Genomic DNA, 26,476 nt, shown 5'->3' with positions numbered 1-26,476 from the left:
TACTAATTTTTGCTATAATATATAACGTATTTTAAATGTTCGAAAGTAAATGCATCATTGTAACTGTACAATGGTGCATTTATTATAGTTATAAATGCTAAATGTAGAGGTTTAATTATAAAAGTGTAATATAAAGTAAGGTGGTTTTCGTCATGACAATGACAAATCAGGAAAAATTTAGAATCCTAGCTGACCAAATAAAAATTGCAAACCAACTTGATTCTACTATCCTAGAAAATGGTGAATTAAAAAGGATAGATGTGTCATCAAAGAATAGGACATGGGAATTTCAAATTGCGTTGCCACATTTTTTATCCATTGAAGATTATCTGTTATTTACGAATGCTATAACTGAAGAATTTAAAACAATAGCCGATGTTAGATGGAGTTTTGAAATTACAGATACGTCACAACAAGATGAATATGCATTGAAGTATTTCAGTCATTGTATCGACCAAACACAACTTTCTCCAAAAGTAAAAGGACAGCTTAAGCAAAAACGTTTAATTATGTCAGGCGATGCTATTAAAGTTATGTGCCAAAATGATGTGGAACGTAACCATTTTGATAAAGCATGTAATGGTAGCTTAGTTAAAGCATTAAAAACATGTGGTTTTAACATTAATAAAGTGATATTTGAAACCGATAATGTCAGTACGGAAGATGATTTAGCTTCATTAGAAGCACATATACAAGAAGAAGATGAGAAAAGTGCTAAGGAAGCCACTGAAAAACTTGAAAAAATGAAGGCTGAAAAAGCCAAACAGCAAGATAATAATGAAAGTGCTGTAAGTAAGTGTCAAATAGGAAAACCAATTCAAGTTGAAAATGTGAGACCTATAGAATCGATTATTGAAGAAGAATTCAAAGTTGCTATTGAAGGTGTTATTTTTGATATTAACTTAAAAGAGTTAAAAAGTGGACGACATATTGTCGAATTAAAAGTAACAGATTACACAGATTCATTAGTATTAAAAATGTTCACACGTAAAAATAAAGATGATTTAGCACACTTCAAGGCATTAAGTGTAGGTAAATGGGTTAGAGCACAAGGTCGTATTGAAGAAGATACTTTTGTGCGTGACTTAGTGATGATGATGGCAGATATTGAAGAAATAAAAAAAGCATCAAAACAAGATAAAGCAGAAGACAAAAGAGTTGAGTTTCATCTACATACAGCAATGAGTCAAATGGATGGCATCCCTAATATTGGATCTTACGTAGAACAGGCTGCTAAATGGGGGCATAAAGCAATTGCTGTTACAGACCATAACGTAGTTCAAGCATTTCCAGATGCACATAATGCAGCTGAAAAGAATGGAATTAAAATGATTTATGGTATGGAAGGTATGTTAGTCGACGATGGTGTACCAATTGCCTATAAACCAACGGATAGAAATTTAAAAGACGCTACGTATGTGGTATTTGACGTTGAGACGACTGGATTATCAAACCAATACGATAAAATTATTGAACTTGCTGCGGTGAAAGTGCATGATGGTGAAATAATTGATAAATTTGAACGCTTTAGTAATCCACATGAGCGTTTATCAGAAACTATTAAAAATTTAACTCATATATCTGATGACATGTTAGTCGATGCGCCAGAAGCGGATGAAGTATTAACAGAATTTAAAGAATGGGTCGGAGATGCTATATTTGTAGCTCATAATGCATCATTTGATATGGGCTTTATCGACACAGGATATGAGCGTGCTGGATTAGGTGCATCAACAAATGGTGTTATTGATACGTTAGAGCTATCCAGAACAATTAATACCGAATACGGTAAACATGGATTGAATTTCTTAGCTAAAAAATACGGCGTAGAATTAACACAGCACCATAGAGCAATTTATGATACCGAAGCAACAGCATACATTTTCATTAAAATGTTGAAACAGTTAGAGTCACTGAATGTATCGAATCATCAAGATATTAATAAATCATTATCAAATGAAGATGCGTATAAACGTGCACGTCCAAATCATGTAACATTAATTGTACAAAACCAAGAAGGTTTGAAAAATTTATTTAAAATTGTTAGCGCGTCATTGGTACAGTACTATTACAGAACGCCTCGTATACCGCGTTCTTTATTAGATGAACACCGTGAAGGCTTGTTAGTAGGGTCAGCATGTGATGAAGGTGAAATTTTTACTGCAGTTATGCAAAAAGATCAATCACAAGTGGAAAAAATTGCTAAATACTATGATTTTATTGAAATGCAACCACCTGCACTATATCAAGATCTAATTGATCGAGAATTGATAAGAGATAATAATACTTTACACGAAATATATGAACGTCTTATTCAAGCAGGTGCTGCGGCTAACATACCAGTGATTGCGACAGGTAATGCGCATTATTTATACGAACATGATGCCATCGCACGTAAAATTTTAATTGCCGCTCAACCTGGTAACCCATTAAATCGTTCGACACTACCGGAGGCGCACTTTAGAACTACAGATGAAATGCTTGATGAATTCCATTTTCTAGGTGAAGAAAAAGCTTATGAAGTAGTTGTAGCGAATACTAACGCACTCGCAGATCGTATTGAGCGTGTCGTACCTATTAAAGATGAACTTTATACGCCACGTATGGACGGTGCAAATGAAGAAATTCGCGAAATGAGTTATGGCAATGCTAAAGCGTTATATGGTGAGGATTTACCACAAATAGTTATCGACCGTTTAGAAAAAGAGCTAGCGAGTATTATCGGTAACGGTTTCTCAGTGATTTACTTAATTTCACAACGGTTAGTGAAAAAATCATTGGATGATGGCTATCTTGTAGGTTCTCGTGGTTCTGTAGGTTCAAGCTTTGTTGCTACTATGACAGAAATTACCGAAGTAAACCCATTACCACCTCATTATATTTGTCCTAAATGTAAAACAAGTGAATTCTTTAATGATGGTTCTGTAGGTTCTGGTTTTGATTTACCAGATAAATCTTGTGAAACATGTGGTAGCGAGTTAATTAAAGAAGGACAAGATATTCCATTTGAAACATTTTTAGGTTTTAAAGGCGACAAAGTACCTGATATTGACCTTAACTTCAGTGGTGAATATCAACCAGAGGCACATAACTACACTAAAGTGTTATTTGGTGAAGATAAAGTGTTCCGTGCGGGTACGATAGGTACTGTAGCTGAAAAAACAGCTTTTGGTTTTGTAAAAGGATTTTTAAATGACCAAGGCATCCATAAACGAGGTGCAGAAGTTGATCGTTTAGTAAAAGGATGTACTGGTGTTAAGCGTACAACTGGGCAACATCCAGGTGGTATTATCGTAGTGCCTGATTATATGGATATTTATGATTTTACACCGGTGCAATATCCAGCTGATGATCAATCATCTTCATGGATGACAACACATTTTGATTTCCATTCGATACACGATAATGTATTGAAGTTAGATATTTTAGGACACGATGATCCAACGATGATTCGTATGTTACAAGATTTATCAGGTATTGATCCAAAAACAATACCAGTAGACGATAAAGCAACTATGGGTATATTTAGTTCTCCTGAGCCTTTAGGTGTAACAGAAGATGAAATATTATGTAAAACAGGAACTTTCGGTGTACCAGAGTTTGGTACAGGATTTGTTAGACAAATGTTAGAAGACACAAAACCTACTTCTTTTTCAGAATTAGTTAGAATTTCTGGACTATCCCATGGTACTGACGTGTGGTTAGGTAATGCACAAGATCTTATTAGATCAGGAACATGTGATTTATCCAGCGTTATTTGTTGTCGTGATGATATTATGGTGTATTTAATGTATAACGGCTTAGAACCATCATTAGCCTTTAAAACAATGGAGTTTGTGCGTAAAGGTAAAGGTTTAACAGATGACATGGTAGAGGCTATGGTAGATAACGAAGTACCAGATTGGTATTTAGATTCATGTCGTAAAATTAAATACATGTTCCCGAAAGCTCACGCAGCTGCATATGTATTAATGGCGGTAAGAATTGCTTACTTTAAAGTACATCATCCATTATTTTATTATGCAAGCTACTTTACAGTAAGAGCTTCTGACTTTGATTTAATTTCTATGATTAAAGATAAAGAAGGTATCAGAAATACGGTTAAAGATATGTATAGTCGATATATGGACTTAGGAAAAAAAGAAAAAGACACACTAACAGTATTAGAAATAATGAATGAAATGGCACAACGTGGCTATAGAATGCAACCTATCAGCTTAGAGAAAAGTAAAGCTTTCGAGTTTGTTATAGAAGAAGATAGTTTAATTCCTCCATTTATTTCGGTACCAGGATTAGGTGAGAATGTTGCGAAACGAATCGTAGATGCACGTGAAGAAGGTCCATTTTTATCGAAGGAAGATTTAAACAAAAAAGCCGGTTTATCACAAAAAGTTATTGACTACCTTGATGAATTAGGTTCATTACCAAATTTACCAGATAAAGCACAACTATCAATTTTTGATATGTAAAATTAAGCATGTATGAAGAAAATAAAGTTAAGCTAAATATTTATGTAAGATATGTAAATATACACTTCAGCTCAACGTTAATACGAGCTTGCATATATACTTATTTGTGCCCATCATGAACATATGGTATAATATATTTGTTAAAAGATTAGACTCAGGCAGGAAGAGTGGGCTTATTACCCGCTCTTTTCTATTTGCCAAAAAAGGAGGTCAGCATGAGTAAAATAATTCAACAAGTTGAAGCATTGATTCAACCTGTATTAACTGACTTAAATTATGAATTAGTGGACGTTGAGTTTACAAAAGAAGGTAAAGATCATTTTTTAAGAGTGTCAATCGATAAAGAAGGCGGCGTAGACTTAAATGATTGTACGTTAGCATCTGAAAAAATAAGTGAAGTTATGGATGAAAATGATCCAATTGAACAAATGTATTATTTAGATGTTGCTTCACCAGGAGCCGAAAGACCAATTAAAAATGAACAAGATTTCCAAAACGCTGTGAATAAACCTATTTTTGTCTCATTGTATGCACCAATCGAAAGTGAAAAAGAATGGTTAGGTACATTACAAGCTGTCAACGAGGAACATATAGTTATGGAAGTTAAAGATAAAGCAAAAACTAAAAATATTGAAATTCCAAGAAACAAAATTGCTAAAGCACGTCATTCTGTAATGCTTTAAGTGATTAGGAGGGGACAAAGTGTCAAGTAACGAGTTATTGTTAGCTACTGAATATTTAGAAAAAGAGAAAAAGATTCCAAGAGAAGTGCTGATTGATGCAATTGAAGCAGCTTTAATTACTGCTTATAAAAAGAACTATGATAGTGCGCGAAATGTTCGTGTTGAATTAAATATGGACGAAGGCGTATTTAAAGTTATAGCGCGCAAAGAAGTTGTTGAGGAAGTATTCGATGATCGTGACGAAATCGATTTAAGCACAGCACTTGTTAAAAACCCAGCGTATGAATTAGGTGATATATATGAAGAAGATGTGACACCTAATGACTTTGGACGTGTGGGCGCACAAGCTGCAAAACAAGCAGTTATGCAACGTTTAAGAGATGCAGAGCGCGAAATTTTATATGATGAATTTATCGATAAAGAAGAAGACATTGTTACTGGTCTAATCGATAGAGTAGATCATCGTTATGTGTATGTTAATTTAGGACGCACTGAAGCAGTACTTTCAGAAGCTGAAAGAAATCCTAATGAAAAATACATTCCTAATGAGAGAATTAAAGTCTTCGTTAACAAAGTAGAACAAACAACAAAAGGACCTCAAATATATGTGTCTAGAAGTCATCCAGGCTTACTAAAACGTTTATTTGAACAAGAAGTACCAGAAATATTTGATGGCACAGTAGTTGTTAAATCAGTTGCACGTGAAGCGGGTGACCGTTCAAAAATTAGTGTGCACTCAGATAATCCAGACATTGATGCTGTAGGTGCTTGTGTAGGTTCTAAAGGTGCACGTGTAGAAGCAGTAGTTGAAGAGCTTGGTGGCGAAAAAATTGATATAGTGCAGTGGAATGAAGATCCAAAAGTTTTCGTTCAAAATGCGTTAAGTCCATCACAAGTGCTTGAAGTTATTGTAGATACTGAAAACCAATCAACAATAGTTGTAGTACCAGATTATCAACTATCATTAGCAATTGGTAAGCGTGGACAAAATGCACGTTTAGCAGCTAAATTAACTGGTTGGAAAATTGATATCAAATCTGAAAGTGACGCACGTGAAGCAGGTGTATATCCTCATGTTGCAACAGATGAAGATGGGGCAATTGCTGAAGAGGATACATTGTCATTATCTGAAGAAGCAGATGTAGCAATTGAACAAGATATAGACGCAACACCAGACGACGAAGAACAAGAAAAATAATTGGGGTGATTACTTTATGAAAAAGAAAAAAATTCCAATGCGTAAATGTATACTATCCAATGAAATGCACCCGAAAACTGACATGATTAGAGTGGTAATTAATAAAGATAATGAAATCTTCGCTGATGCTACAGGTAAAAAACCGGGACGCGGTGCATATGTTTCTAAAAATGTCCAACAAGTTGAAGAAGCACAGCAAAAAGGTGTATTAGAAAAATACTTTAAAGCTGATGCTGACACTTTAGCACCAGTATACCAAGAAATTATTCGATTGATTTATCGTGAAGAGATTCCAAAATGAATAAAGAAAATATCGTGAATTTTTTAGGATTAGCTATGCGTGCAGGCAAAGTAAAAACAGGTGAAGCTGTAGTTCTTAATGAAATAAAAAAGAACAAAGTTAAGCTTGTTATTATTGCTTCAGATGCTTCTGACAATACTACAAAAGTAGTGCAAAATAAATGTGAAAGTTACCATATATCATTTCGAATATTTGGAACTAGAACGGAATTAGGACAAGCTATAGGAAAATCTGACCGTGTGCACATCGGTATTACTGATCAGGGTTTTGCTAAAAAGCTATTGTCTATGATAGAAGAATATCGTAAGGAGTGACTATATGAGTAAACAAAGAATTTACGAATATGCTAAAGAATTAAATTTAAAAAGTAAAGATGTAATTGATGAATTAAAAAAAATGAATGTGGAAGTATCAAACCACATGCAAGCATTAGAAGACGATCAAATTGCCCAATTAAACAAGAAGTTTAAACCGAGCACTCAATCGAATAATAAAGCTAATGCGTCAAAAGCTGACAAACCAGCTCAAAATAATCAAAAACAACAGCAAAAAAATAACCAAAAACCTAATAAAAACAAAAAGCAACAGAACAAAAAGAATAATGGTAAACAAAATAAAAAACAACAACGTGACAGTCAACCAGAAGTAAAAGAAATTCCAGCTAAAATAACTTATCAAGATGGTATTACTGTTGGTGAATTAGCAGAAAAAATAAATGTAGATTCTTCTGAAATAGTTAAAAAATTATTCTTACTTGGCATTATGGCCAACATTAATCAATCATTAGATGAAGAAACACTTGAATTAATTGTTGATGATTATGGTGTTGAAATTGAAAAAGAGATAGTTATTAATGAAGAAGATTTATCAATTTATTTTGATGATGAAGAAGACGATGAAGATGCAATTGAAAGACCGGCTGTTGTTACAATTATGGGTCATGTTGACCATGGTAAAACGACTTTATTAGATTCAATTCGTCACACGAAAGTAACTGCTGGTGAAGCTGGTGGCATAACTCAGCATATTGGTGCTTATCAAATCGAAAATGATGGCAAGAAAATCACATTTTTAGATACACCAGGTCACGCAGCCTTTACGACAATGCGTGCACGTGGTGCTCAAGTTACAGATATTACTATTTTAGTAGTTGCTGCTGATGATGGTGTAATGCCACAAACAATTGAAGCTATTAATCACGCCAAAGAAGCAAATGTTCCAACAATTGTCGCAGTAAATAAAGTTGATAAGCCGACTGCTAATCCTGATCGTGTGATGCAGGAATTAACAGAATACGGTTTAGTACCTGAAGACTGGGGCGGCGATACGATTTTCGTACCACTTTCAGCATTAAGTGGTGATGGTATCGATAGTTTATTAGAAATGATAGTTTTAGTGTCAGAAGTACAAGAATTAAAAGCTAATCCTGATAAACGTGCAGTAGGAACTGTTATTGAAGCTGAGTTAGATAAATCACGTGGACCTTCTGCTTCTCTACTAGTACAAAATGGTACATTAAATGTTGGAGATTCAATTGTTGTTGGAAATACGTATGGTAGAATTCGTGCAATGGTCAATGATTTAGGTCAACGAATTAAATCAGCTGGACCATCAACACCAGTAGAAATTACAGGTATTAATGATGTGCCACAAGCAGGAGATCGTTTTGTTATTTTCTCAGATGAAAAACAAGCACGTCGTATTGGTGAAGCACGTCATGAAGAAAATATTTTACAACAACGTCAAGAAAGTAAAAATGTATCACTAGATAATTTATTCGAACAAATGAAACAAGGTGAGATGAAAGACCTGAATGTTATCATCAAAGGCGATGTTCAAGGTTCCGTAGAAGCACTTGCAGCATCATTGATGAAAATCGATGTTGAAGGTGTAAATGTACGTATTATTCACACTGCAGTAGGTGCGATTAATGAATCAGACGTAACATTAGCAAATGCTTCAAACGGTATCATTATCGGTTTTAATGTTCGTCCAGATACAGGTGCGAAACGTTCAGCAGAAGCTGAAAACGTAGATATGCGTTTACACCGAGTTATATACACAGTTATCGAAGAAATAGAATCTGCCATGAAAGGTATGCTTGATCCAGAATTCGAAGAACAAGTAATCGGACAAGCAGAAGTTCGTCAAACATTCAAAGTATCAAAAGTAGGTACAATTGCTGGTAGTTATGTTACCGATGGCAAAATCACTCGAAATGCAGGCGTTCGTGTCATCAGAGACGGTGTCGTACAATTTGAAGGTGAATTAGACACACTTAAACGTTATAAAGATGATGTTAAAGAAGTGGCACAAGGATACGAATGTGGTATCACAATTGAAAAATATAATGACCTTAAAGAAGGCGACATTATAGAAGCCTATGAGATGGTAGAAATAAAAAGATAACTTAGATAATGAAAAAATACACTTCTGGTTGTTTAAGAAGTGTATTTTTTCGTTAAAAAGGAATAGTTAATGATCGATTGACAATAAGTGTCTAGGCAATCGTTTAAACTTGTAAGTGAAAATGTGATGGAGGAATTTATATGACAACTAAGCAGTTAAATAATTTAAATCACTTTTGGAAACAATATCTTGCAAATTATAACAATGAGTACAGTGAGAAGACTTTGAATTTAATTGCTGACAATAATGACATTACTGCATTTTTACATCCTGAAGACCTAGAGTATTTTAAATCGCAATTTGGCAATGATTTTACAACTATTCCTAGATTTGAAAAAATGATAAATTTTGCAAATAATAAAATTTTCGTTGATAAGCAGCGACACAATATATTACTAAAAGACAAGCCGATTAATCCAATGATTCCTCAACCTTATTTTGGTAATCCAAAGAAAGCTGACATTATTATTTTAAATAAACAACCTGAAAATGACTTTCGCACAGACAATCCGTTAGTTGACGGTGAACGTAAAATCCGCTTGAGACATCGTATTTTGCAAGATTTGCGCGGAGATGAGCTGGGATTTGATGAGAAAAAATTTCTACCTTATGAAGACCAACACATATGGTTTATGAAATACTTTTATAGTGAATCCTCTATTTTAAAACAATTTAATATAGATCCAAACAGACTTATGTTATTTAACTATTTTCCGTATCAAACCAGTTACCAAGCCGGTGTGCCTAAAGAATTCTTAACACTAAGTGGACATACCTTACCTTCACAACGTAAAATTGGTGAATTATTTGCGAATATGGTAAGAGATGGTCGTAAGAGAATATTTATTGTACGTGAAGAAGAATTTTGGACTTCTAACTTTATAAAAGTATTTACACCTGAAGAATGTCAAATGTTAATAGATAATATGTTTGTTTTTGCTTCAAAACAAAACAAGTATTTAACATTAGGTAATATTTTAAGTTATAGAGAGCAGTTGGAAAAATTAAAACAAAAAAGGACATTGTCAAAAAGTGATTTTTATAAGTGGAAACAACATTTAAAAGAAGATCGCTTAATGGGTAAATCAGATATTTATCAAGCATTAAATAATTTTTAGACTAAAGGGGCGTCTGTACTGACGTCCCTTTATTTAACGTCTGATTTATGATGAATAGTGTGCTAAAGCAGCTGTTAAATGGTTGATATACGCCTCTTTATAATTTTGAGGGCTAATAATTTTAATCTTTTGAGGAAACCGTTTAGCTACAGATAGACATTCTATTTGCGACATAATAACTTCAGCAGTTTTAAAATTTTCGGTGGAATCGTAGTCAAGGATAACATATTCATTTTGTAAACAATGCCATAAGCTATTGTCACATTGAATTGTCACTATATTAGTAAGTTGCATAATGGAAATATCGTAAGATGTAGTAGTTGAAGTTAATTTGACAATATCACTAAAACGTATAGAACTTATTGTGGAGTTATAAATGTATGTCAGCCAATAATTGTCGTCGATATAATGTATGTATAACGGACTGACATAAATTGTAGTATTTTGGGATGTATGAATGTTTATATTAAATTTATTATTGATACATTGGGTTGCTTCAATTAATGTTTCTGAAAATATCTTGTTCGTACTCACCTGAAAATTATTAAGTAAATTATGTATATACCATTTATGATGCTGATTGGATAAAGAATATTGTTTTAAAAATCGATAACTTTCTTCTTGTATAAAGGGTAATGTTTCTTTCATTTGGTATAATAAGGCAATTATCATTTGCTTTCTAATTTTGATAGGTATCGTTTGTAAACTATGCATTGCTGTTGTGGTGTCATATGCTACTTTAGCTTTTTGATCAACCCAAGTGTCATCTTCGAAAATAAAATTATTTATATCACTAAAATCTCTTTGGATTGAACGTTCATTTACGTTTAATTTATGTGCTAACTCACTTTTGTTCAACTTCATTCCATGTAATAAACGAGTATATATGTATAAAACTCTTTCTGTTTTCTCCAACCAATTATTCCTCCCAATAATATTTTGAGCTTTTAAATTATACCACACTTAATTTATTTGGAATATAGTTTTTGTATTTAAAGTTATTTTACATTTTTATAAATAACATAACTTTATTGATATGAAATTGTGGTAAGTTAAAATTGTGATATAACAGTTAAGCAATAAAATTAAACAGTTTGGCAGTTAAATCGTTTTGAAAATCTTAATTTTATGTAACTTTATTACATGATTTAACAGTTAGGAATAAAAATAGTGCTTAACTGTATATATATATATAGTACGATATAAATTTTTAGGTGATAGATTTTTACTATGCAAAAGTAAGATTTTATTAAACGAGTTAAATAATGGAGAAATAAGGTTTGACGTTAAAGATTGAACTATCTTATAATTTGAAGTAAGTAGACTATCTCATGAGTATATGCGAGGTGATATTAATGAATATGAGAGCAGAACGTGTCGGAGAACAAATGAAACAAGAAATCATGGACATCGTTAACAATAAAGTGAAAGATCCACGTATCGGATTCTTAACAATTACAGATGTGGAAGTAACGAATGACTTATCCATAGCAAAAGTGTACTTAACTGTATTAGGAAACGATATACAAGTAGATGATACTTTTAAAGGTCTTGAAAAAGCAAAAGGCTTTATAAAATCTGAGTTAGGTTCAAGAATGAGATTACGTATAATACCTGAATTAAACTTTGAATATGATGAATCTATAGATTACGGTAATAAAATTGAACGTATGATACAAGATTTGCATAAAAAAGATTAATGGTGGGCTGGGACATAAATCAGTAGTGATTTGGAGTTCCAGCTTTTTCAATATTTAAAGCTAGTTGAAATAGAAAGTAAAGGACGTAGTGTATATGTATAATGGTGTATTGCCAGTATTTAAAGCTCGTGGCTTAACTAGTCATGATGTGGTTTTTAAATTGCGGAAAATTTTAGGCACGAAAAAAATTGGACACACTGGAACGCTTGACCCAGAAGTTTCAGGTGTCTTACCAATTTGCATTGGACCTGCAACTAAAGTCAGTGATTATATTATGGATATGGGCAAGACTTATCGTGCTACTGTATCAATTGGACGAAGTACTACGACTGAAGATCAAACAGGGGATATTTTAACTGAACAGCAAGTGGATACAACAATGATTACTACAGCAAAAATTGACGCAGTTCTCAAAGCCTTTGAAGGCACAATTACGCAAATTCCGCCGATGTATTCTTCAGTTAAAGTGAACGGCAAAAAACTATACGAATATGCACGTAACAATGAAGAAGTTGAGCGACCAAAAAGACAAGTGGAGATATATGATATAATGAGATTGAGTGATTTAACATTTGACCAAGCACAATGTCATTTTGATATTCGAGTGTCATGTGGCAAAGGTACTTACATACGAACTTTAGCCACAGACATAGGTAAAGCATTAGATTTACCAGCGCATATGTCATTGTTAACGAGAATCAATAGTGGTGGTTTTGATATTGACGAGAGTATGACTTTGGAAACAATAGCGGAATTGCATGAGCAAGAAGCGTTACAAGATAAACTCTTTCCTATAGAATATGGTTTAAAAGGGTTGCAGGCCATTAATGTATCGTCTGAGAAACTAAAATCACAAATTCTGAATGGTCAAAAATTTGCGAAACAAACTTTTGAAGAAGTAATTGATGATACTGTTGTGATGATAGATAGTGCTACAAAAAAAGCACTTGCAATCTATGTACCGCACCCTACCAAATCAGATGAAATAAAACCTAAGAAAGTTTTTAACTAAAGGAGATATACACATGAAAGTGATAGAAGTGACTCATCCAATTCAAGCAGACCAATATATCACAGAGCCAGTAGCAATGGCATTTGGCTTTTTTGATGGTATGCATAAAGGACATGCTAAAGTATTCGAAACGTTGCAACAAAAAGCAGAAGCAAACAATTTGAAAAAAGCTGTCATGACTTTTGATCCCCATCCTTCAGTTGTGTTAAATCCTGAAAAGAAACGTACTGATTATTTAACACCAATAGATGATAAGATTGAAATAATGGATGAATACGGCATTGATTATTGTATTGTTATCAATTTTTCATCAAAATTTGCTGATGTGCTTGCTGAAACATTTGTTGAGGAATACGTTTTAAAAAACAATGTAAAACAAATTATTGCAGGCTTCGATTTTACTTTTGGTAAATTTGGTAAGGGCAATATGATGACTTTAGACCAATTAGAGCAATGTGAAACAACTATTGTCAGTAAACAAGAAATAGAATCAGAAAAAATTTCGACAACAGAAATTCGCAAAGCTTTAAAAGAAGGAAACTTACAAAAGGCAAATAATGAATTGGGCTATCACTATCGCATTAAAGGAACAGTTGTACAAGGCGAAAAAAGAGGTAGAACTATAGGCTTCCCAACAGCCAATATTCAGCCTAGTGGTGATTATGTGTTACCTAAAAAAGGGGTTTACGCTGTTAGTATGAATATTGGGGCTAGTGATAAATATTATCGTGGAGTTGCAAATGTTGGTGTGAAACCAACATTTCATGACCCATCAAAAGCACAAATAGTTATAGAAGTGAATTTGTTTGATTTTAAAGAGGATATCTATGGTGAACGAGTGACTGTTTACTGGCATCATTTTTTACGTCCAGAAGTGAAATTTGATGGTATCGATCCACTAGTAGAACAAATGCACAAAGATAAAGATCAAGCAAAATATTTATTAGCTGTTGATTTTGGTGATGATATATCATATAATATTTAAGTCGAATGTAATTATTTACATTGCAATCCTTTCTCTTGGCAAGTCGAAACTCCGACGCTTTGCTCGGATTGAGGTGTATAGTTTAAATTAAAAGGAGGAAATTGATATGGCAATTTCACAAGAACGTAAAAATGAATTAATTAAAGAATATCGTACACACGAAGCGGACACTGGTTCTCCAGAAGTTCAAATCGCTGTATTAACTGCTGAAATTAACGCTTTAAATACACACTTACGTACGCATAACAAAGACCACCATTCACGTCGTGGTTTATTGAAAATGGTAGGTCGTCGTAGACACTTATTAAACTATTTACGTGGTAAAGATATCCAACGTTACCGTGAATTAATTAAATCATTAGGTATCCGTCGTTAATCTTTTGACGTATGCAAAAGGGAAAGAACCAAAAGGTCCTTTCCCTTTTTTATAATCTTTTGTAGTTTATTATCCATGTAAGTATAAATTTACATAATGAAATATAAAAAAACATTAGACTAATATAAAAATAATTAAATAAATGATATGATAGAAGTAATAGATATAGGAGAGGAGATTCATAATGTCTCAAGAGAAAAAAGTTTTTAAAACTGAATGGGCGAATCGATCATTAACAATAGAGACAGGACAACTAGCGAAACAAGCTAATGGCGCTGCACTTGTCCGTTATGGTGATACAGTTGTACTATCAACTGCTGTTGCTTCCAAAGAACCGCGCGATGGAGATTTTTTCCCATTAATGGTAAATTATGAAGAAAAAATGTATGCAGCAGGTAAAATTCCTGGTGGCTTTAAAAAACGTGAAGGTCGCCCGAGTGATGAAGCTACATTAACAGCAAGATTAATAGATAGACCTATCCGTCCACTATTTCCTAAAGGTTATAAATATGATGTTCAAATTATGAACACTGTACTTAGTGCTGATCCAGATTGTTCTCCAGAAATGGCGGCAATGATTGGTTCATCAGTAGCGTTAAGTGTTTCTGACATCCCATTCCAAGGACCTATTGCAGGTGTTAACGTAGGCTTTATAGATGGAGAATACATTATTAATCCAACAGTTGAACAAAAAGCAGTTTCACGTTTAGATTTAGAAGTTGCTGGTCATAAAGATGCAGTGAACATGGTTGAAGCTGGTGCAAGTGAAATCACTGAAGAAGAAATGCTAGAAGCTATCTTCTTTGGACATGAAGAAATTCAACGTCTAGTTGCTTTCCAACAAGAAATTGTTGACTACATTCAGCCAGTGAAAAAAGAATTTATTCCAGCAGAACAAGATGATTCACTCATAGCCAAAGTAACTCAATTAACTGAAGAACAAGGTCTAAAACAAGCAGTGTTAACATTTGATAAACAACAACGTGATGATAAATTAGACGAGCTAAAAGCGGCAGTGATCGACCAATTTATAGATGAAGAAGACCCAGAAAATGAGACATTAATTAAAGAAGTACAAGGCATTTTAAATGATTTAGTAAAAGCTGAAGTAAGACGATTAATTGCTGAAGAAAAAATCAGACCGGATGGCCGTAAAACAGACGAAATTCGTCCATTAGATTCTGAAGTAGGCTTGTTACCTAGAGCACACGGTTCAGGGCTATTCACACGCGGACAAACGCAAGCACTTTCTGTACTAACATTAGGTTCATTAAGTGAATATCAAATTATTGACGGATTAGGTGAGGAAGCAGAGAAACGCTTTATGCATCATTATAATTTCCCTAACTATTCAGTCGGAGAAACTGGACCAGTACGTTCACCGGGAAGAAGAGAAATCGGACACGGTGCATTAGGCGAAAGAGCATTGAGTCATATTATTCCAGACCCTAAAGATTTCCCTTATACGGTAAGAATTGTAAGTGAAGTACTAGAATCGAACGGTTCTTCTTCACAAGCATCAATTTGTGGCTCTACACTTGCTTTAATGGATGCAGGTGTGCCAATTAAAGCACCGGTTGCTGGTATAGCTATGGGATTAGTAACTCGTGACGATAGTTATACAATTTTAACTGATATTCAAGGTATGGAAGATGCTTTAGGGGATATGGACTTTAAAGTAGCAGGTACATCTGAAGGTATCACTGCAATACAAATGGATATTAAAATTGATGGTTTAACAAAAGAAATCATTAAAGAAGCATTAGAACAAGCACGCGAAGGTCGTTTAGCAATCTTAGATCACATGTTACAAACAATCGATACACCAAGAAGTGAGTTAAGCGCATATGCTCCGAAAGTTGTCACTATGACAATTAAACCAGCAAAAATTAGAGATGTGATTGGGCCTGGTGGTAAAAAAATCAATGAAATTATTGATGAAACAGGTGTTAAATTAGATATTGAACAAGATGGTACAATTTTCATAGGTGCAGTCGATCAAAATGCTATTGATAAAGCAAAATCAATTATTGAAGATATTACACGCGAAGCTGAGGTTGGACAAATTTATGACGCAAAAGTTAAACGTATAGAAAAATATGGTGCTTTTGTAGAATTGTTTGCCGGAAAAGACGCTTTAGTTCACATTTCACAAATTGCACAAGAACGCATTAATAAAGTCGAAGATGTATTAGCATTAGGTGACATTTTGAAAGTTAAAGTTACTGAAATAGATAAACAAGGTAGAGTAAATGCTTCTCATAAAGTATTAGAAACTAAATAATCTATATAAACAAGAAACTAGTATACGTTGTGTTGATTATACACATTTTGAAAGTTGTCAAAAAACATAACGTTAATACTAGTTTCTTTTTTTATGTCACAAAAAGTAGAAGTAAGGATACTTTTAACATGGAAATTACTTTAATAGTGTACACAGAGCCTAATATAACTTATAATATAAAATGAGATTATATATGGTCGGGGATTAAAATTAGGAGGTACCATTTTGAGTTTAATTAAGAAAAATAATAACAATATTCGCATAATCCCCCTTGGTGGAGTTGGAGAAATTGCGAAAAATATGTATATCGTTGAAGTAGACGATGAAATGTTTATGTTAGATGCTGGATTAATGTTTCCAGAAGACGAAATGTTAGGTGTAGATATTGTTATTCCTGATATTCAGTATGTCATTGAAAACAAAGAAAAGTTAAAAGGTATATTTTTAACACATGGTCACGAACATGCCATTGGTGCAGTAACATATGTACTTGAGCAAGTTGATGCACCCGTTTATGGTTCGAAGTTGACTATTGCATTAATAAAAGAAAATATGAAGGCACGTAATATTAATAAAAAAGTAAGATACTATACTGTTAATAATGATTCGATTATGCGTTTCAAAGGGGTAAATATCACTTTCTTTAACACTGCGCATAGTATTCCAGATAGTTTAGGTATATGTATTCATACATCTTATGGTGCAATCGTGTATACAGGAGAGTTTAAATTTGATCAAAGTTTACAAGGTCATTATGCACCAGACTTAAAACGTATGACTGAAATTGGAGACGAAGGTGTCTTTGCCTTAATCAGTGATTCGACGGAAGCTGAAAAACCTGGATACAATACTCCAGAAAATGTTATTGAGTCTCATATGTATGACGCGTTTACAAAAGTAAAAGGTCGTTTGATTGTCTCTTGTTATGCTTCTAACTTCATTAGAATTCAACAAGTGCTTACAGTTGCAAGCAAACTAAACAGAAAAGTGTCATTCTTAGGTCGTTCATTAGAAAGTTCATTTAACACAGCAAGAAAAATGGGCTATTTTGATATTCCCAAAGATTTGTTAATCCCAATCAATGAAGTGGAAAACTATCCTAAGAATGAAGTTATTATTATTGCAACTGGTATGCAAGGTGAACCAGTTGAAGCGTTAAGCCAAATGGCTCAAAAGAAACATAAAATTATGAACATTGAACCTGGAGATTCTGTCTTTTTAGCAATTACAGCATCTGCAAATATGGAAGTAATCATCGGCAACACTTTAAATGAGCTAGTGCGAGCTGGTGCTGAAATTTTACCGAATAATAAAAAGATTCATGCATCAAGCCATGGCTGTATGGAAGAATTAAAGATGATGATAAATATCATGAAACCGGAATATTTCATTCCTGTAAACGGTGAGTTCAAAATGCAAATTGCACATGCTAAATTAGCTAATGAAGCCGGCGTGCAACCTGAAAAAATCTTTTTAGTGGAAAAAGGTGATGTCGTTAATTATGATGGCGAAGCTATGATTCTTAACGAAAAAGTGAATTCAGGAAATGTACTTATTGATGGTATTGGTGTAGGAGATGTTGGTAACATCGTCTTACGAGATAGACATTTATTAGCCGAAGATGGAATATTTATCGCTGTTGTTACGCTAGATCCTAAAAACAGACGTATTGCTGCGGGTCCTGAAATTCAATCACGTGGATTCGTCTACGTGCGAGAAAGTGAAGCACTCCTTAAAGAAGCTGAAGAAAAAGTACGTGAAATAGTAGAGCAAGGACTATTAGAAAAACGTATTGAAAGGTCAGAAATCAAGCAAAATATGCGTGATCAAATTAGCAAGCTATTGTTTGAAAGTACGAAAAGACGCCCGATGATTATTCCAGTTATTTCGGAAATTTAATATAAACCTATGAGTAAAAGAGGTTGAGGCTAATGCTTTATAAGCATGTAAAAATAGTGGTTGGGATTGCATAAAAATGTCAATCTACAAAGCTGTTTATACCTGTAGGAGGTAGTCTCTGCCTCTTCTTATTATTCATAACGCTAATTGTGAGATAGAGCATGGTAGATGTTTTTAGCATTGTGCTATGTTTAGATTAGTTTCAACTTTTTAAAAGAGGTGTAAAGTTTTGGCACAAACCAAAAAACGAGCGACGACAAGAAAAAAGGGAGCGACGACGCGTAAAAAGTCTACAAAACAACAAAAGAAACAAAAAGATAATGCGTTAAAATATGTCTTTGCGATAATCATCACTATTTTAACAATATTAGGAGCCTTTCAGTTAGGCATTGTTGGACGAATGATTGATAGCTTTTTCAATTATCTTGTAGGTACGAGTAGATACTTAACGTATATATTAATATTAATAGCTACAGTTTATATTACTTTGTATCGCGGTCTTCCTAAAACACGTAGAACAACTGGAGCAGTGATGCTACAGTTTACTTTGATTCTATTAATGCAAGTGATATATCACTTTACTCATAATAGCCAATCGAAAAGAGAACCAGTCTTATCTTTTGTCTATAAATCTTATGAAAACTCACATTTTCCAAATTTTGGTGGTGGCTTGATTGGCTTTTATTTATTGGAATTATTTATACCATTAATTTCTATTGTAGGTGTAATTATCGTTACACTGTTACTTATAATTTCAAGCGGTATCCTTTTATTAAAGCAAAAGCATCGTGATGTTTCGAAATTATTTTTAGAATCTTTGAAAGTTAAAAGTGAATCAGCATCCGACAATCTAAAAGCAAAAAGACAGCAACAAAAAGTTAAAAAAGAAGCAAAAGCGCGTGTGAAAGCTGAAAAACAAGCACAGCAAGCTGCGAAAAATGAAGAGTTGAAAGATGTATCAAACTTACCTGAAGTTAATGAAGCATCTCAAAAAGCTCAACCGGCAATTCCGATTTATGGACATAGTGATAATGAAGATGAGCACACAGCAACAGCTAAACAACCTAAAGGGCATGGCGATACTCTAACAAATGATGTGTCAGCTACAGAGGAACGTCAGAAGCACAAACAACAAAAACAACTTGCGCCTACTGAAGAAGAAGTAGAGGACAATACCGATAGTGAGTTGTCTGGTTCGATTTCAGAAGCAGGTGAAGTAGAAAACGAAGCTTATAAAGTGCCGCCACTTTCGTTGCTAAATCAACCGGCAAAACAAAAAACGACATCTAAAGCTGAAGTGCAGAAAAAAGGGCAATTGTTAGAAACTACATTAAAAAACTTTGGTGTAGATGCTCGTGTCACACAAATCAAAATTGGACCAGCCGTAACTCAATATGAAATACAACCAGCGCAAGGTGTGAAAGTAAGTAAAATTGTAAACTTGCATAACGATATTGCGCTAGCATTAGCAGCCAAAGATATTCGTATTGAAGCGCCGATTCCAGGTCGTTCGGCAGTCGGCATCGAAGTACCTAATGATAAAATTTCGTTAGTATCCTTAAAAGAAGTATTAGATGAAAAATTTCCAGCTAGCAATAAATTGGAAGTAGGATTGGGCAGAGATATTTCAGGCGACCCTATTACCGTAGAATTAAATAAAATGCCGCATTTATTAGTTGCTGGTTCAACTGGTAGTGGGAAATCAGTATGTATTAATGGTATCATTACCAGTATATTGTTGAATGCTAAACCACACGAAGTAAAACTTATGTTAATAGATCCAAAAATGGTAGAATTAAATGTATATAATGGAATTCCGCATTTATTAATACCAGTTGTAACGAATCCACATAAAGCGTCACAAGCGTTAGAAAAAGTAGTTGCAGAAATGGAAAGACGTTATGATTTATTCCAGCATTCTTCTACACGAAATATAGAAGGCTATAATGAATATATTAAACGTCAAAATCAAGAACTAGATGAAAAACAAGCTGAGTTACCTTACATTGTAGTTATTGTAGATGAGTTAGCTGATTTAATGATGGTTGCAGGAAAAGATGTTGAAAATGCAATACAACGTATTACTCAAATGGCACGTGCTGCTGGTATACATTTAATTATTGCGACACAAAGACCTTCAGTTGATGTCATTACAGGGATTATTAAAAATAATATTCCTTCAAGAATTGCATTTGCTGTTAGTTCACAAACTGACTCTAGAACAATAATAGATAGTGGCGGTGCTGATAAATTATTAGGTAAAGGTGATATGTTATATGTAGCAAATGGTGGTTCGGTAAGGACAAGGGTACAAGGTGCATTTTTAAGCGACCAAGAAGTGCAAGAAGTTGTTAATTATGTTGTGGAGCAACAAAAAGCAAATTATGTTAAGGAAATGGAGCCCGATGCACCCGTAGAAAAATCAGAAATGAAAAGTGAAGACCCACTTTATGATGAGGCATATCTATTTGTTATAGAACAACAAAAAGCAAGCACATCACTACTCCAACGACAATTTAGAATTGGTTATAACAGGGCATCAAGATTGATGGATGATTTAGAGAACAACCAAGTTATTGGACCACAAAAAGGCAGTAAGCCAAGACAAATACTTGTTGATTTAGATAACGATGAGGTGTAAATATGGAATTAACATCAGTTTATAGAGTGAAAGAATGGATAATTAACCAAATTAAAGAAGGTAAATTAGCACATGGAGAAAAACTACCTAGTAATTTAGCAATTGCTAGAGATTTAAAAGTAAAAACAGATGATGTCTATGATGGTGTAGATGAACTAATTACTGAACAAGTCTTAACTAATAATTTAGAAGAAGGTGTGAGCGTTAAATCGCTACACCCTTTCTTCTATCCATTAGGTGAATTAGTAAGTATTAGTGAAATGATTACGAATCAAGGCTATCAAGCAGGTACTGAATTTATCAGCTTAGACGAAAAGCCAGCCACATCATTAGACGCAAAATATTTGACGTTACCTGAAAAAACAATGGTTACTATTATTGAACGTATTCGCACAGCAAACCAGTTTCCTGTGGTGTATTGTTTAGATAAAGTACCCACATCAGAATTGACGTGTTATCAATATCAAACAAATAATCAATCCATTATTAATGCCATCGAGCAAAATTCTAAACGCAAAATTAGTTATGCTGAAACAGAAATAGAAGCAATTAGTTATGAACCACATATTTCAGATATTTTAAATGCGTCACCACATGAAGGACTCATGTTATTAAAGCTTATTCATTATGATAATGAACATAATCCTGTATTTTATTCATTTAATTATTTTAAAAGTAGTTTAGTAAAGTTTAAAACGGTAAGAAATAGACTATAAGCAAAAAGAAAGCGGGGAATGACAATTTGAATAACAAGTCAACGAGCAATCTTCATATTAATGTATTACCAACTTCGAAATTTAAAACCACTACGATTACATTAAAATTTATGGCCCCTTTAAACCAAGATACGGTTACTGAACGCGCTATTTTAAGTAAATTATTAATGCGTGCAACTAAAAAATGGCCGTCAGATAAAGCCTTGAATCGTCGTTTATCAGAATTATATGGCGCTTATGTTAATAGTTTTGTGTCTAAATTTAAAGATAAACATGTTATTACGATTTCATTAGAATTAGTTAATGAAAAATACCTCAAAGATACTACTCCACTGTTTGAACAAGGCATAAAATTATTAACAGAAATTATCTGGAACCCCTTAATAACTAATCAACAATTTGATGAAGGATTTTTAGCACAAGAAAAATCTTTGCTGACAAAAAAATTAGCTGCTATAGAAGATAATAAGTCACAACTCGCTTTTCTAAATTTATTGAAAAACATGTTTGGCGATCAACCATACAGTCAATTAGCGAGTGGACAAGTAGAAAACATAGCTCACATATCAAGTGCAAGTTTATATGATACATATCAATCTATGATTACTAATGATTTCTGTGCAATTTATGTTGTTGGTAATGTAGATGAACGACAAGTTAAGAATTACATACAGCAATATTTCCAAATTCAACCATCTCACTTTGATACATTTGCAACAGTAGAACCAGTCGCTACAGAACACAAGCCGAATGTTATTATCGAATATGATGAAATCGATCAAGCCAAGTTAAATATGGGCTTCGAATTTCCGGTAACTTATGGTAGTGAGGCATATTTTGCATTAGTAGTCTTTAATATGATGTTCGGTGGTGACCCATCATCCGTATTATTTAATGAAGTAAGGGAACGACAAAGTTTAGCGTACTCTATTCATTCGCAACTCGATACAAAAAATGGCTATTTATTCGTTTTAAGTGGAGTTTCAGCTGATAAATATCAAGTTGCACAAGAGACCATCATTAAAGAATTTGAAAAGTTCAAATTTGGAGAATTTAGTGATGAAAAACTTGAGTTAGCGAAAAAAGTTATTATTTCACAGCGCCATGAAGGTGAAGATCGACCAAAAAGTATTATTGAACGGATGAATAACAATCTGTTATTAACAACGGATATGACAGATCAATCGTATGTAGATGCTATTATGCAAGTGACACGAGAACAAATCATTGAGTTAGTGAATGCAGCGACGTTAAATACTATTTATATTTTAACAAAAGGAGGGGAAGCGTAATGCGCGAAAAATATTACCAACAAATCGATGAACGCGTTTTTGAAAGTACCCTTAATAATGGTTTGAAATTATTTGTCATACCAAAACAAGGATTTCAAAAGACCTTTGTTACATACACTACACAATTTGGTTCTTTAGATAATAAATTTAAACCGCACAATCAAGATGAATTTGTTACAGTGCCGGATGGTGTGGCACATTTTTTAGAACATAAATTATTTGAAAATGAAGAAGAAGACTTATTTACAGCGTTTGCTGAGGATAATGCTCAAGTTAATGCTTTTACAAGTTTTGATCGTACAAGTTATTTATTTAGTGCGACAGATAATATTGAGCGAAATATTAAACGTTTATTAACTATGGTAGAAACACCTTATTTCACTAAGGAGACTGTAGATAAAGAAAAAGGTATTATCGCTGAAGAAATAAAAATGTATCAAGAACAACCTGGATATAAATTAATGTTTAACACTTTACGTGCTATGTATGATTCACATCCGATAAAAGTTGACATTGCAGGTAGTGTTGAGAGTATTTACGATATTACTAAAGATGATTTATATTTATGTTATGAGACATTTTACCATCCATCAAACATGGTGCTATTTGTTGTAGGTGACGTTGAGCCTAATGCTATTGAACAAATCGTTACAGAACATGAAGATAAACGAGATAAAGAAGCGCAACCAGTTATTCAACGTGATCCTTTAGTTGAAAAAGCTTCTGTTAACGAAAAAGTCGTAACAGAAACTATGAAATTACAGTCACCTAGACTCATGTTAGGATTTAAAAATGATCCGTTAACTAATCTTCAACCAGAGCAATTTGTACGTAAAGATTTGGAAATGACTTTATTTTTTGAATTAGTATTTGGCGAAGAAACTGATTTTTATCAATCACTACTTACAGATGAATTAATAGATGATACTTTCGGCTATCAATTTGTACTTGAACCAACATATAGTTTTTCTATCATAACGAGCGCCACGCAACAACCTGATAAATTAAAAGATTTATTATTAACAGAATTGGAACAAAAAAAAGGTCAACTCGTGGATGAAGAAGCTTTTGAATTGTTGAAAAAACAATTTATTGGAGAATTTATTACAGGTCTAAATTCACCAGAGTACATCGCTAACCAGTATACTAAATTATATTTTGAGGGTGTCAGTCTCTTTGATTTATTGGATATTGTTGAAAATATAACATTAGAGAGTGTCAACAGTACTGTACAAACATGCTTGAATATAGAACAGATGGTTGATAGTCGTTTGGAGATGAAGTAAACTATGAAAGCTGTAGTAATTGGTGGCTCAGGTACGATTGGTAAAGCCATTGTGCAACGTTTATTAGATGATGGATATGAGGTAATTGTGCAGTATCATCGTGCAGAGGTATCGACCTTAATAAGGCAATTCAAAGGTTATCCAGTACAATTTGTGCAATGTGATTTAACCGCAAGTCCACAATATGAAGAACTTTTCCAATCTATACAAAATATAGATTGTTTGATTTACGCTAGCGGTACAGCTCTTTATGGTCAACTTCAAGATACTAGTGATGAAGAGATTGATCGTTGCTATCGCATTCACGTCAGAGAATGTATCCGTGTTATTAGATATTTTGTAGATCAATTAAGAATGAGTGAACAAGGCAGAATTATTGTTATTTCATCTATCTGGGGAGAAACAGGAGCCAGTCTCGAAACAGTATATTCATCAATGAAAAGTGCACAGTTAGGATTTGTGAAAGCACTAAGTCAAGAATTAGCGATGACGTCAGTTACTGTTAATGCTATATCACCAGGCATTGTTAGTGGTAATATGTCTACAGTGTGGTCAGACGAAGAATTATCTGCTATTGTGAATGAACTACCACAACAGAGATTAATTGATCCACATGAAATTGCACATACTTGTGCCTACTTATGTCATCCAATGGCTAAAAGTGTGACAGGTACAGTTCAAAAAGTAAACGGAGCCTGGTACTTATAAGTACTTAATATTGATTTACAAATTATTATGTTTCAATGTTATAATGTTCATATAATTATACTTTTTAATAGATGCGTGTGCTATTACAGTTTTATTTACGGTTGTTGTAATGCATGAAAACTAAGGGGTGTTTAGTTATGGCAGTGCCAGTAAAAAAAGAATGGTATTTAGAATATGAAATTACAATGAATAGAGCAGGTTTATTAGGCGACGTTTCCAGTTTATTAGGTATGATGGGTATTAGCATTGTAACTATAAATGGTGTTGAACAAGCGCGTAGAGGTTTGCTTATTAAATCTGATAACTTAGAAAAAGTTAGTAGATTTGAGAACATTGTGACAGAAATAGACGATATCTCAATTACAAAATTACGACAACCTGAACTAAGAGATCGTTTAGCAGTTCGTCATGGCAGATACATAGAACAAGATGCAGACGATAAAAAAACGTTCCGCTTTGAACGTGAAGATTTAGGTTTATTAGTTGATTTTATGGCAGAGCTATTTAAGGAAGAAGGTCATAAACTAATCGGTATTCGCGGAATGCCACGTGTAGGGAAAACAGAATCTATTGTAGCCGGTAGTGTTTGTGCGCATAAACGTTGGTTATTTATTAGTTCCACGCTAATTAAACAAACGGTTAGAAGTTCACTCATCAAAGGTGAATATGATTCGGATCATGTTTATATTATTGATGGTGCCGTTACTGCGCGTGAATCAAGTGAAAAACATCAAGATTTAGTTAAAGAAGTTATGAGCTTACCAGCTATCAAAGTAGTAGAGCACCCAGATTTGTTTGTGGAGGCCAGTGAATATAATATGAGTGATTTTGACTATATTATTGAGTTAAGAGAAGATAAAGACCAAGAAATTCATTATGAAGAAATGAAAAAGAAAACCGTAAAAAGTAAAAATAATTTAGATTTTAATGAAAACGGATTTGGTGATGGTTTTGGTTTCTTTCAATAATACGTACTTTTACTGTCGAGGAGGACTACAACCATGAGCTCTATAGGACAAACTTTAAAAGGTCGACGTGAACGACTTGGTATGACGCTGTATGAATTAGAGTCAAAAACCCAAATTAAACAAGCAACGTTAAAGTTAATCGAAAATAATGATTTTGATGCATTATATAATTCTGCTTATGCTGAAGGTTTTATTGAAAAATATGCTAAAGCTGTGAATATTGATTCAACACAGCTAATAGCCGCGCATAAAGAAGAGATACCACAGCAAGATAACAATATTGATGTTACCATTAATGCATTTGCGCAAGAAGACAAGCCTACTTATAGAAGTAAAAATAAAGAACCGCTACAGTTAATTGTCGTTATTAGTGCTATCGTTATAATTACTGCATTAATATGGATTTCAGCGGTCATTGTGTTGTAAGAAGT

21 protein-coding genes are annotated in these 26,476 nt (G+C 33.6%); 20 read left to right on the top strand and 1 reads right to left on the bottom strand.

The genetic code is table 11. From position 1 onward, the window contains the following. Positions 1-152 precede the first annotated feature (152 nt). The 7 genes from MUA37_RS08165 (at position 153) to MUA37_RS08135 (ending at position 10,178) form a co-directional block, all read left to right on the top strand. Positions 153-4,469, top strand: coding sequence for a PolC-type DNA polymerase III (locus tag MUA37_RS08165; RefSeq protein WP_021458853.1), 4,317 nt, complete (start codon positions 153-155; stop codon positions 4,467-4,469). 215 nt (positions 4,470-4,684) lie between these two features. After that, complete coding sequence (gene rimP / locus MUA37_RS08160; RefSeq protein WP_002510989.1) at positions 4,685-5,152, top strand: ribosome maturation factor RimP; 468 nt, start codon at positions 4,685-4,687, stop codon at positions 5,150-5,152. 19 nt (positions 5,153-5,171) lie between these two features. Further along, a complete protein-coding gene (nusA, locus tag MUA37_RS08155) occupies positions 5,172-6,350 on the top strand; it encodes a transcription termination factor NusA (protein ID WP_002510990.1) in 1,179 nt (392 codons plus the stop codon). A 16-nt stretch (positions 6,351-6,366) separates the two neighbouring features. After that, entirely contained in the window at positions 6,367-6,651 is a 285-nt protein-coding gene (gene rnpM, locus MUA37_RS08150) for an RNase P modulator RnpM (RefSeq protein ID WP_002510991.1), read from the top strand. Further along, positions 6,648-6,965, top strand: a complete 318-nt coding sequence (locus tag MUA37_RS08145) for a L7Ae/L30e/S12e/Gadd45 family ribosomal protein (RefSeq protein ID WP_002510992.1) — start codon at positions 6,648-6,650, stop codon at positions 6,963-6,965. The genes rnpM and MUA37_RS08145 overlap by 4 nt, the downstream gene beginning before the upstream one ends. Before the next feature lie 4 nt (positions 6,966-6,969). Beyond that, positions 6,970-9,060, top strand: a complete 2,091-nt coding sequence (gene infB, locus MUA37_RS08140) for a translation initiation factor IF-2 (protein WP_002510993.1) — start codon at positions 6,970-6,972, stop codon at positions 9,058-9,060. Positions 9,061-9,200: 140 nt separating this feature from the next. After that, positions 9,201-10,178 carry a hypothetical protein gene (locus MUA37_RS08135; protein ID WP_142019688.1) on the top strand — a complete coding sequence of 326 codons (978 nt, stop codon included), beginning with the start codon at positions 9,201-9,203 and terminating at the stop codon, positions 10,176-10,178. Between the two features lie 45 nt (positions 10,179-10,223). On the opposite strand, the gene MUA37_RS08130 is transcribed toward MUA37_RS08135, so the two are convergent. Then, positions 10,224-11,093 (bottom strand): hypothetical protein, encoded by an 870-nt coding sequence (locus MUA37_RS08130; RefSeq protein WP_002510995.1) that lies wholly within the window; start codon positions 11,091-11,093, stop codon positions 10,224-10,226. Positions 11,094-11,509: 416 nt separating this feature from the next. Here MUA37_RS08130 and rbfA point away from each other — a divergent pair, with 416 nt between their 5' ends. The 13 genes from rbfA to MUA37_RS08065 all read left to right on the top strand — a co-directional run bounded on the left by rbfA (position 11,510) and on the right by MUA37_RS08065 (position 26,471). Then, positions 11,510-11,878, top strand: coding sequence for a 30S ribosome-binding factor RbfA (gene rbfA, locus MUA37_RS08125; RefSeq protein WP_316965040.1), 369 nt, complete (start codon positions 11,510-11,512; stop codon positions 11,876-11,878). A gap of 94 nt (positions 11,879-11,972) precedes the next feature. Further along, positions 11,973-12,890 (top strand): tRNA pseudouridine(55) synthase TruB, encoded by a 918-nt coding sequence (gene truB, locus MUA37_RS08120; protein ID WP_262624482.1) that lies wholly within the window; start codon positions 11,973-11,975, stop codon positions 12,888-12,890. Between the two features lie 13 nt (positions 12,891-12,903). Then, positions 12,904-13,875 carry a bifunctional riboflavin kinase/FAD synthetase gene (locus tag MUA37_RS08115; protein WP_002510998.1) on the top strand — a complete coding sequence of 324 codons (972 nt, stop codon included), beginning with the start codon at positions 12,904-12,906 and terminating at the stop codon, positions 13,873-13,875. A 106-nt stretch (positions 13,876-13,981) separates the two neighbouring features. Next, complete coding sequence (gene rpsO / locus MUA37_RS08110; RefSeq protein ID WP_002510999.1) at positions 13,982-14,251, top strand: 30S ribosomal protein S15; 270 nt, start codon at positions 13,982-13,984, stop codon at positions 14,249-14,251. Between the two features lie 184 nt (positions 14,252-14,435). Then, the gene (pnp, locus tag MUA37_RS08105; protein ID WP_002511000.1) at positions 14,436-16,535 is read left to right on the top strand and encodes a polyribonucleotide nucleotidyltransferase; all 2,100 of its coding nucleotides are present in this window, start codon (positions 14,436-14,438) and stop codon (positions 16,533-16,535) included. Positions 16,536-16,760: 225 nt separating this feature from the next. Beyond that, positions 16,761-18,434: a ribonuclease J2 gene (gene rnjB / locus MUA37_RS08100; RefSeq protein WP_262624481.1), complete on the top strand. Its 1,674-nt coding sequence runs from the start codon at positions 16,761-16,763 to the stop codon at positions 18,432-18,434. Positions 18,435-18,663: 229 nt separating this feature from the next. Next, positions 18,664-21,075 carry a DNA translocase FtsK gene (locus MUA37_RS08095; RefSeq protein ID WP_002511002.1) on the top strand — a complete coding sequence of 804 codons (2,412 nt, stop codon included), beginning with the start codon at positions 18,664-18,666 and terminating at the stop codon, positions 21,073-21,075. A 2-nt stretch (positions 21,076-21,077) separates the two neighbouring features. Continuing rightward, on the top strand, positions 21,078-21,791 hold the full coding sequence (locus MUA37_RS08090; protein WP_002511003.1) for a GntR family transcriptional regulator: 714 nt from the start codon (positions 21,078-21,080) through the stop codon (positions 21,789-21,791). A gap of 26 nt (positions 21,792-21,817) precedes the next feature. Further along, on the top strand, positions 21,818-23,083 hold the full coding sequence (yfmF, locus tag MUA37_RS08085; RefSeq protein WP_002511004.1) for an EF-P 5-aminopentanol modification-associated protein YfmF: 1,266 nt from the start codon (positions 21,818-21,820) through the stop codon (positions 23,081-23,083). Beyond that, entirely contained in the window at positions 23,083-24,369 is a 1,287-nt protein-coding gene (gene yfmH / locus MUA37_RS08080; protein WP_021458845.1) for an EF-P 5-aminopentanol modification-associated protein YfmH, read from the top strand. Before yfmF ends, yfmH begins: the two co-directional genes overlap by 1 nt. 3 nt (positions 24,370-24,372) lie before the next feature. Continuing rightward, positions 24,373-25,077, top strand: coding sequence for an elongation factor P 5-aminopentanone reductase (ymfI, locus tag MUA37_RS08075; RefSeq protein WP_142019684.1), 705 nt, complete (start codon positions 24,373-24,375; stop codon positions 25,075-25,077). Positions 25,078-25,214: 137 nt separating this feature from the next. Beyond that, positions 25,215-26,045: a DUF3388 domain-containing protein gene (locus MUA37_RS08070; RefSeq protein ID WP_002511007.1), complete on the top strand. Its 831-nt coding sequence runs from the start codon at positions 25,215-25,217 to the stop codon at positions 26,043-26,045. A gap of 33 nt (positions 26,046-26,078) precedes the next feature. Then, complete coding sequence (locus MUA37_RS08065; RefSeq protein WP_002511008.1) at positions 26,079-26,471, top strand: helix-turn-helix domain-containing protein; 393 nt, start codon at positions 26,079-26,081, stop codon at positions 26,469-26,471. The last annotated feature ends 5 nt before the right edge of the window (positions 26,472-26,476 follow it).

Source organism: Staphylococcus arlettae, from assembly GCF_025560845.1.
GTDB classification, from domain to species: Bacteria; Bacillota; Bacilli; order Staphylococcales; family Staphylococcaceae; genus Staphylococcus; species Staphylococcus arlettae.
The sequence above is the reverse complement of the archived record's forward strand: the minus strand, read 5'-3'. Positions and strand labels throughout refer to the sequence as shown.

Coding starts and splice junctions, on each gene's coding strand:
- ymfI (WP_142019684.1), top strand. CDS start 24,373: ATGAAAGCTGTAGTAATTGGTGGCTCAGGTACGATTGGTAAAGCCATT.
- MUA37_RS08070 (WP_002511007.1), top strand. CDS start 25,215: ATGGCAGTGCCAGTAAAAAAAGAATGGTATTTAGAATATGAAATTACA.
- MUA37_RS08115 (WP_002510998.1), top strand. CDS start 12,904: ATGAAAGTGATAGAAGTGACTCATCCAATTCAAGCAGACCAATATATC.
- rnpM (WP_002510991.1), top strand. CDS start 6,367: ATGAAAAAGAAAAAAATTCCAATGCGTAAATGTATACTATCCAATGAA.
- MUA37_RS08145 (WP_002510992.1), top strand. CDS start 6,648: ATGAATAAAGAAAATATCGTGAATTTTTTAGGATTAGCTATGCGTGCA.
- yfmH (WP_021458845.1), top strand. CDS start 23,083: ATGCGCGAAAAATATTACCAACAAATCGATGAACGCGTTTTTGAAAGT.
- rpsO (WP_002510999.1), top strand. CDS start 13,982: ATGGCAATTTCACAAGAACGTAAAAATGAATTAATTAAAGAATATCGT.
- rimP (WP_002510989.1), top strand. CDS start 4,685: ATGAGTAAAATAATTCAACAAGTTGAAGCATTGATTCAACCTGTATTA.
- infB (WP_002510993.1), top strand. CDS start 6,970: ATGAGTAAACAAAGAATTTACGAATATGCTAAAGAATTAAATTTAAAA.
- rbfA (WP_316965040.1), top strand. CDS start 11,510: ATGAGTATATGCGAGGTGATATTAATGAATATGAGAGCAGAACGTGTC.
- MUA37_RS08135 (WP_142019688.1), top strand. CDS start 9,201: ATGACAACTAAGCAGTTAAATAATTTAAATCACTTTTGGAAACAATAT.
- MUA37_RS08065 (WP_002511008.1), top strand. CDS start 26,079: ATGAGCTCTATAGGACAAACTTTAAAAGGTCGACGTGAACGACTTGGT.
- pnp (WP_002511000.1), top strand. CDS start 14,436: ATGTCTCAAGAGAAAAAAGTTTTTAAAACTGAATGGGCGAATCGATCA.
- MUA37_RS08165 (WP_021458853.1), top strand. CDS start 153: ATGACAATGACAAATCAGGAAAAATTTAGAATCCTAGCTGACCAAATA.
- truB (WP_262624482.1), top strand. CDS start 11,973: ATGTATAATGGTGTATTGCCAGTATTTAAAGCTCGTGGCTTAACTAGT.
- MUA37_RS08090 (WP_002511003.1), top strand. CDS start 21,078: ATGGAATTAACATCAGTTTATAGAGTGAAAGAATGGATAATTAACCAA.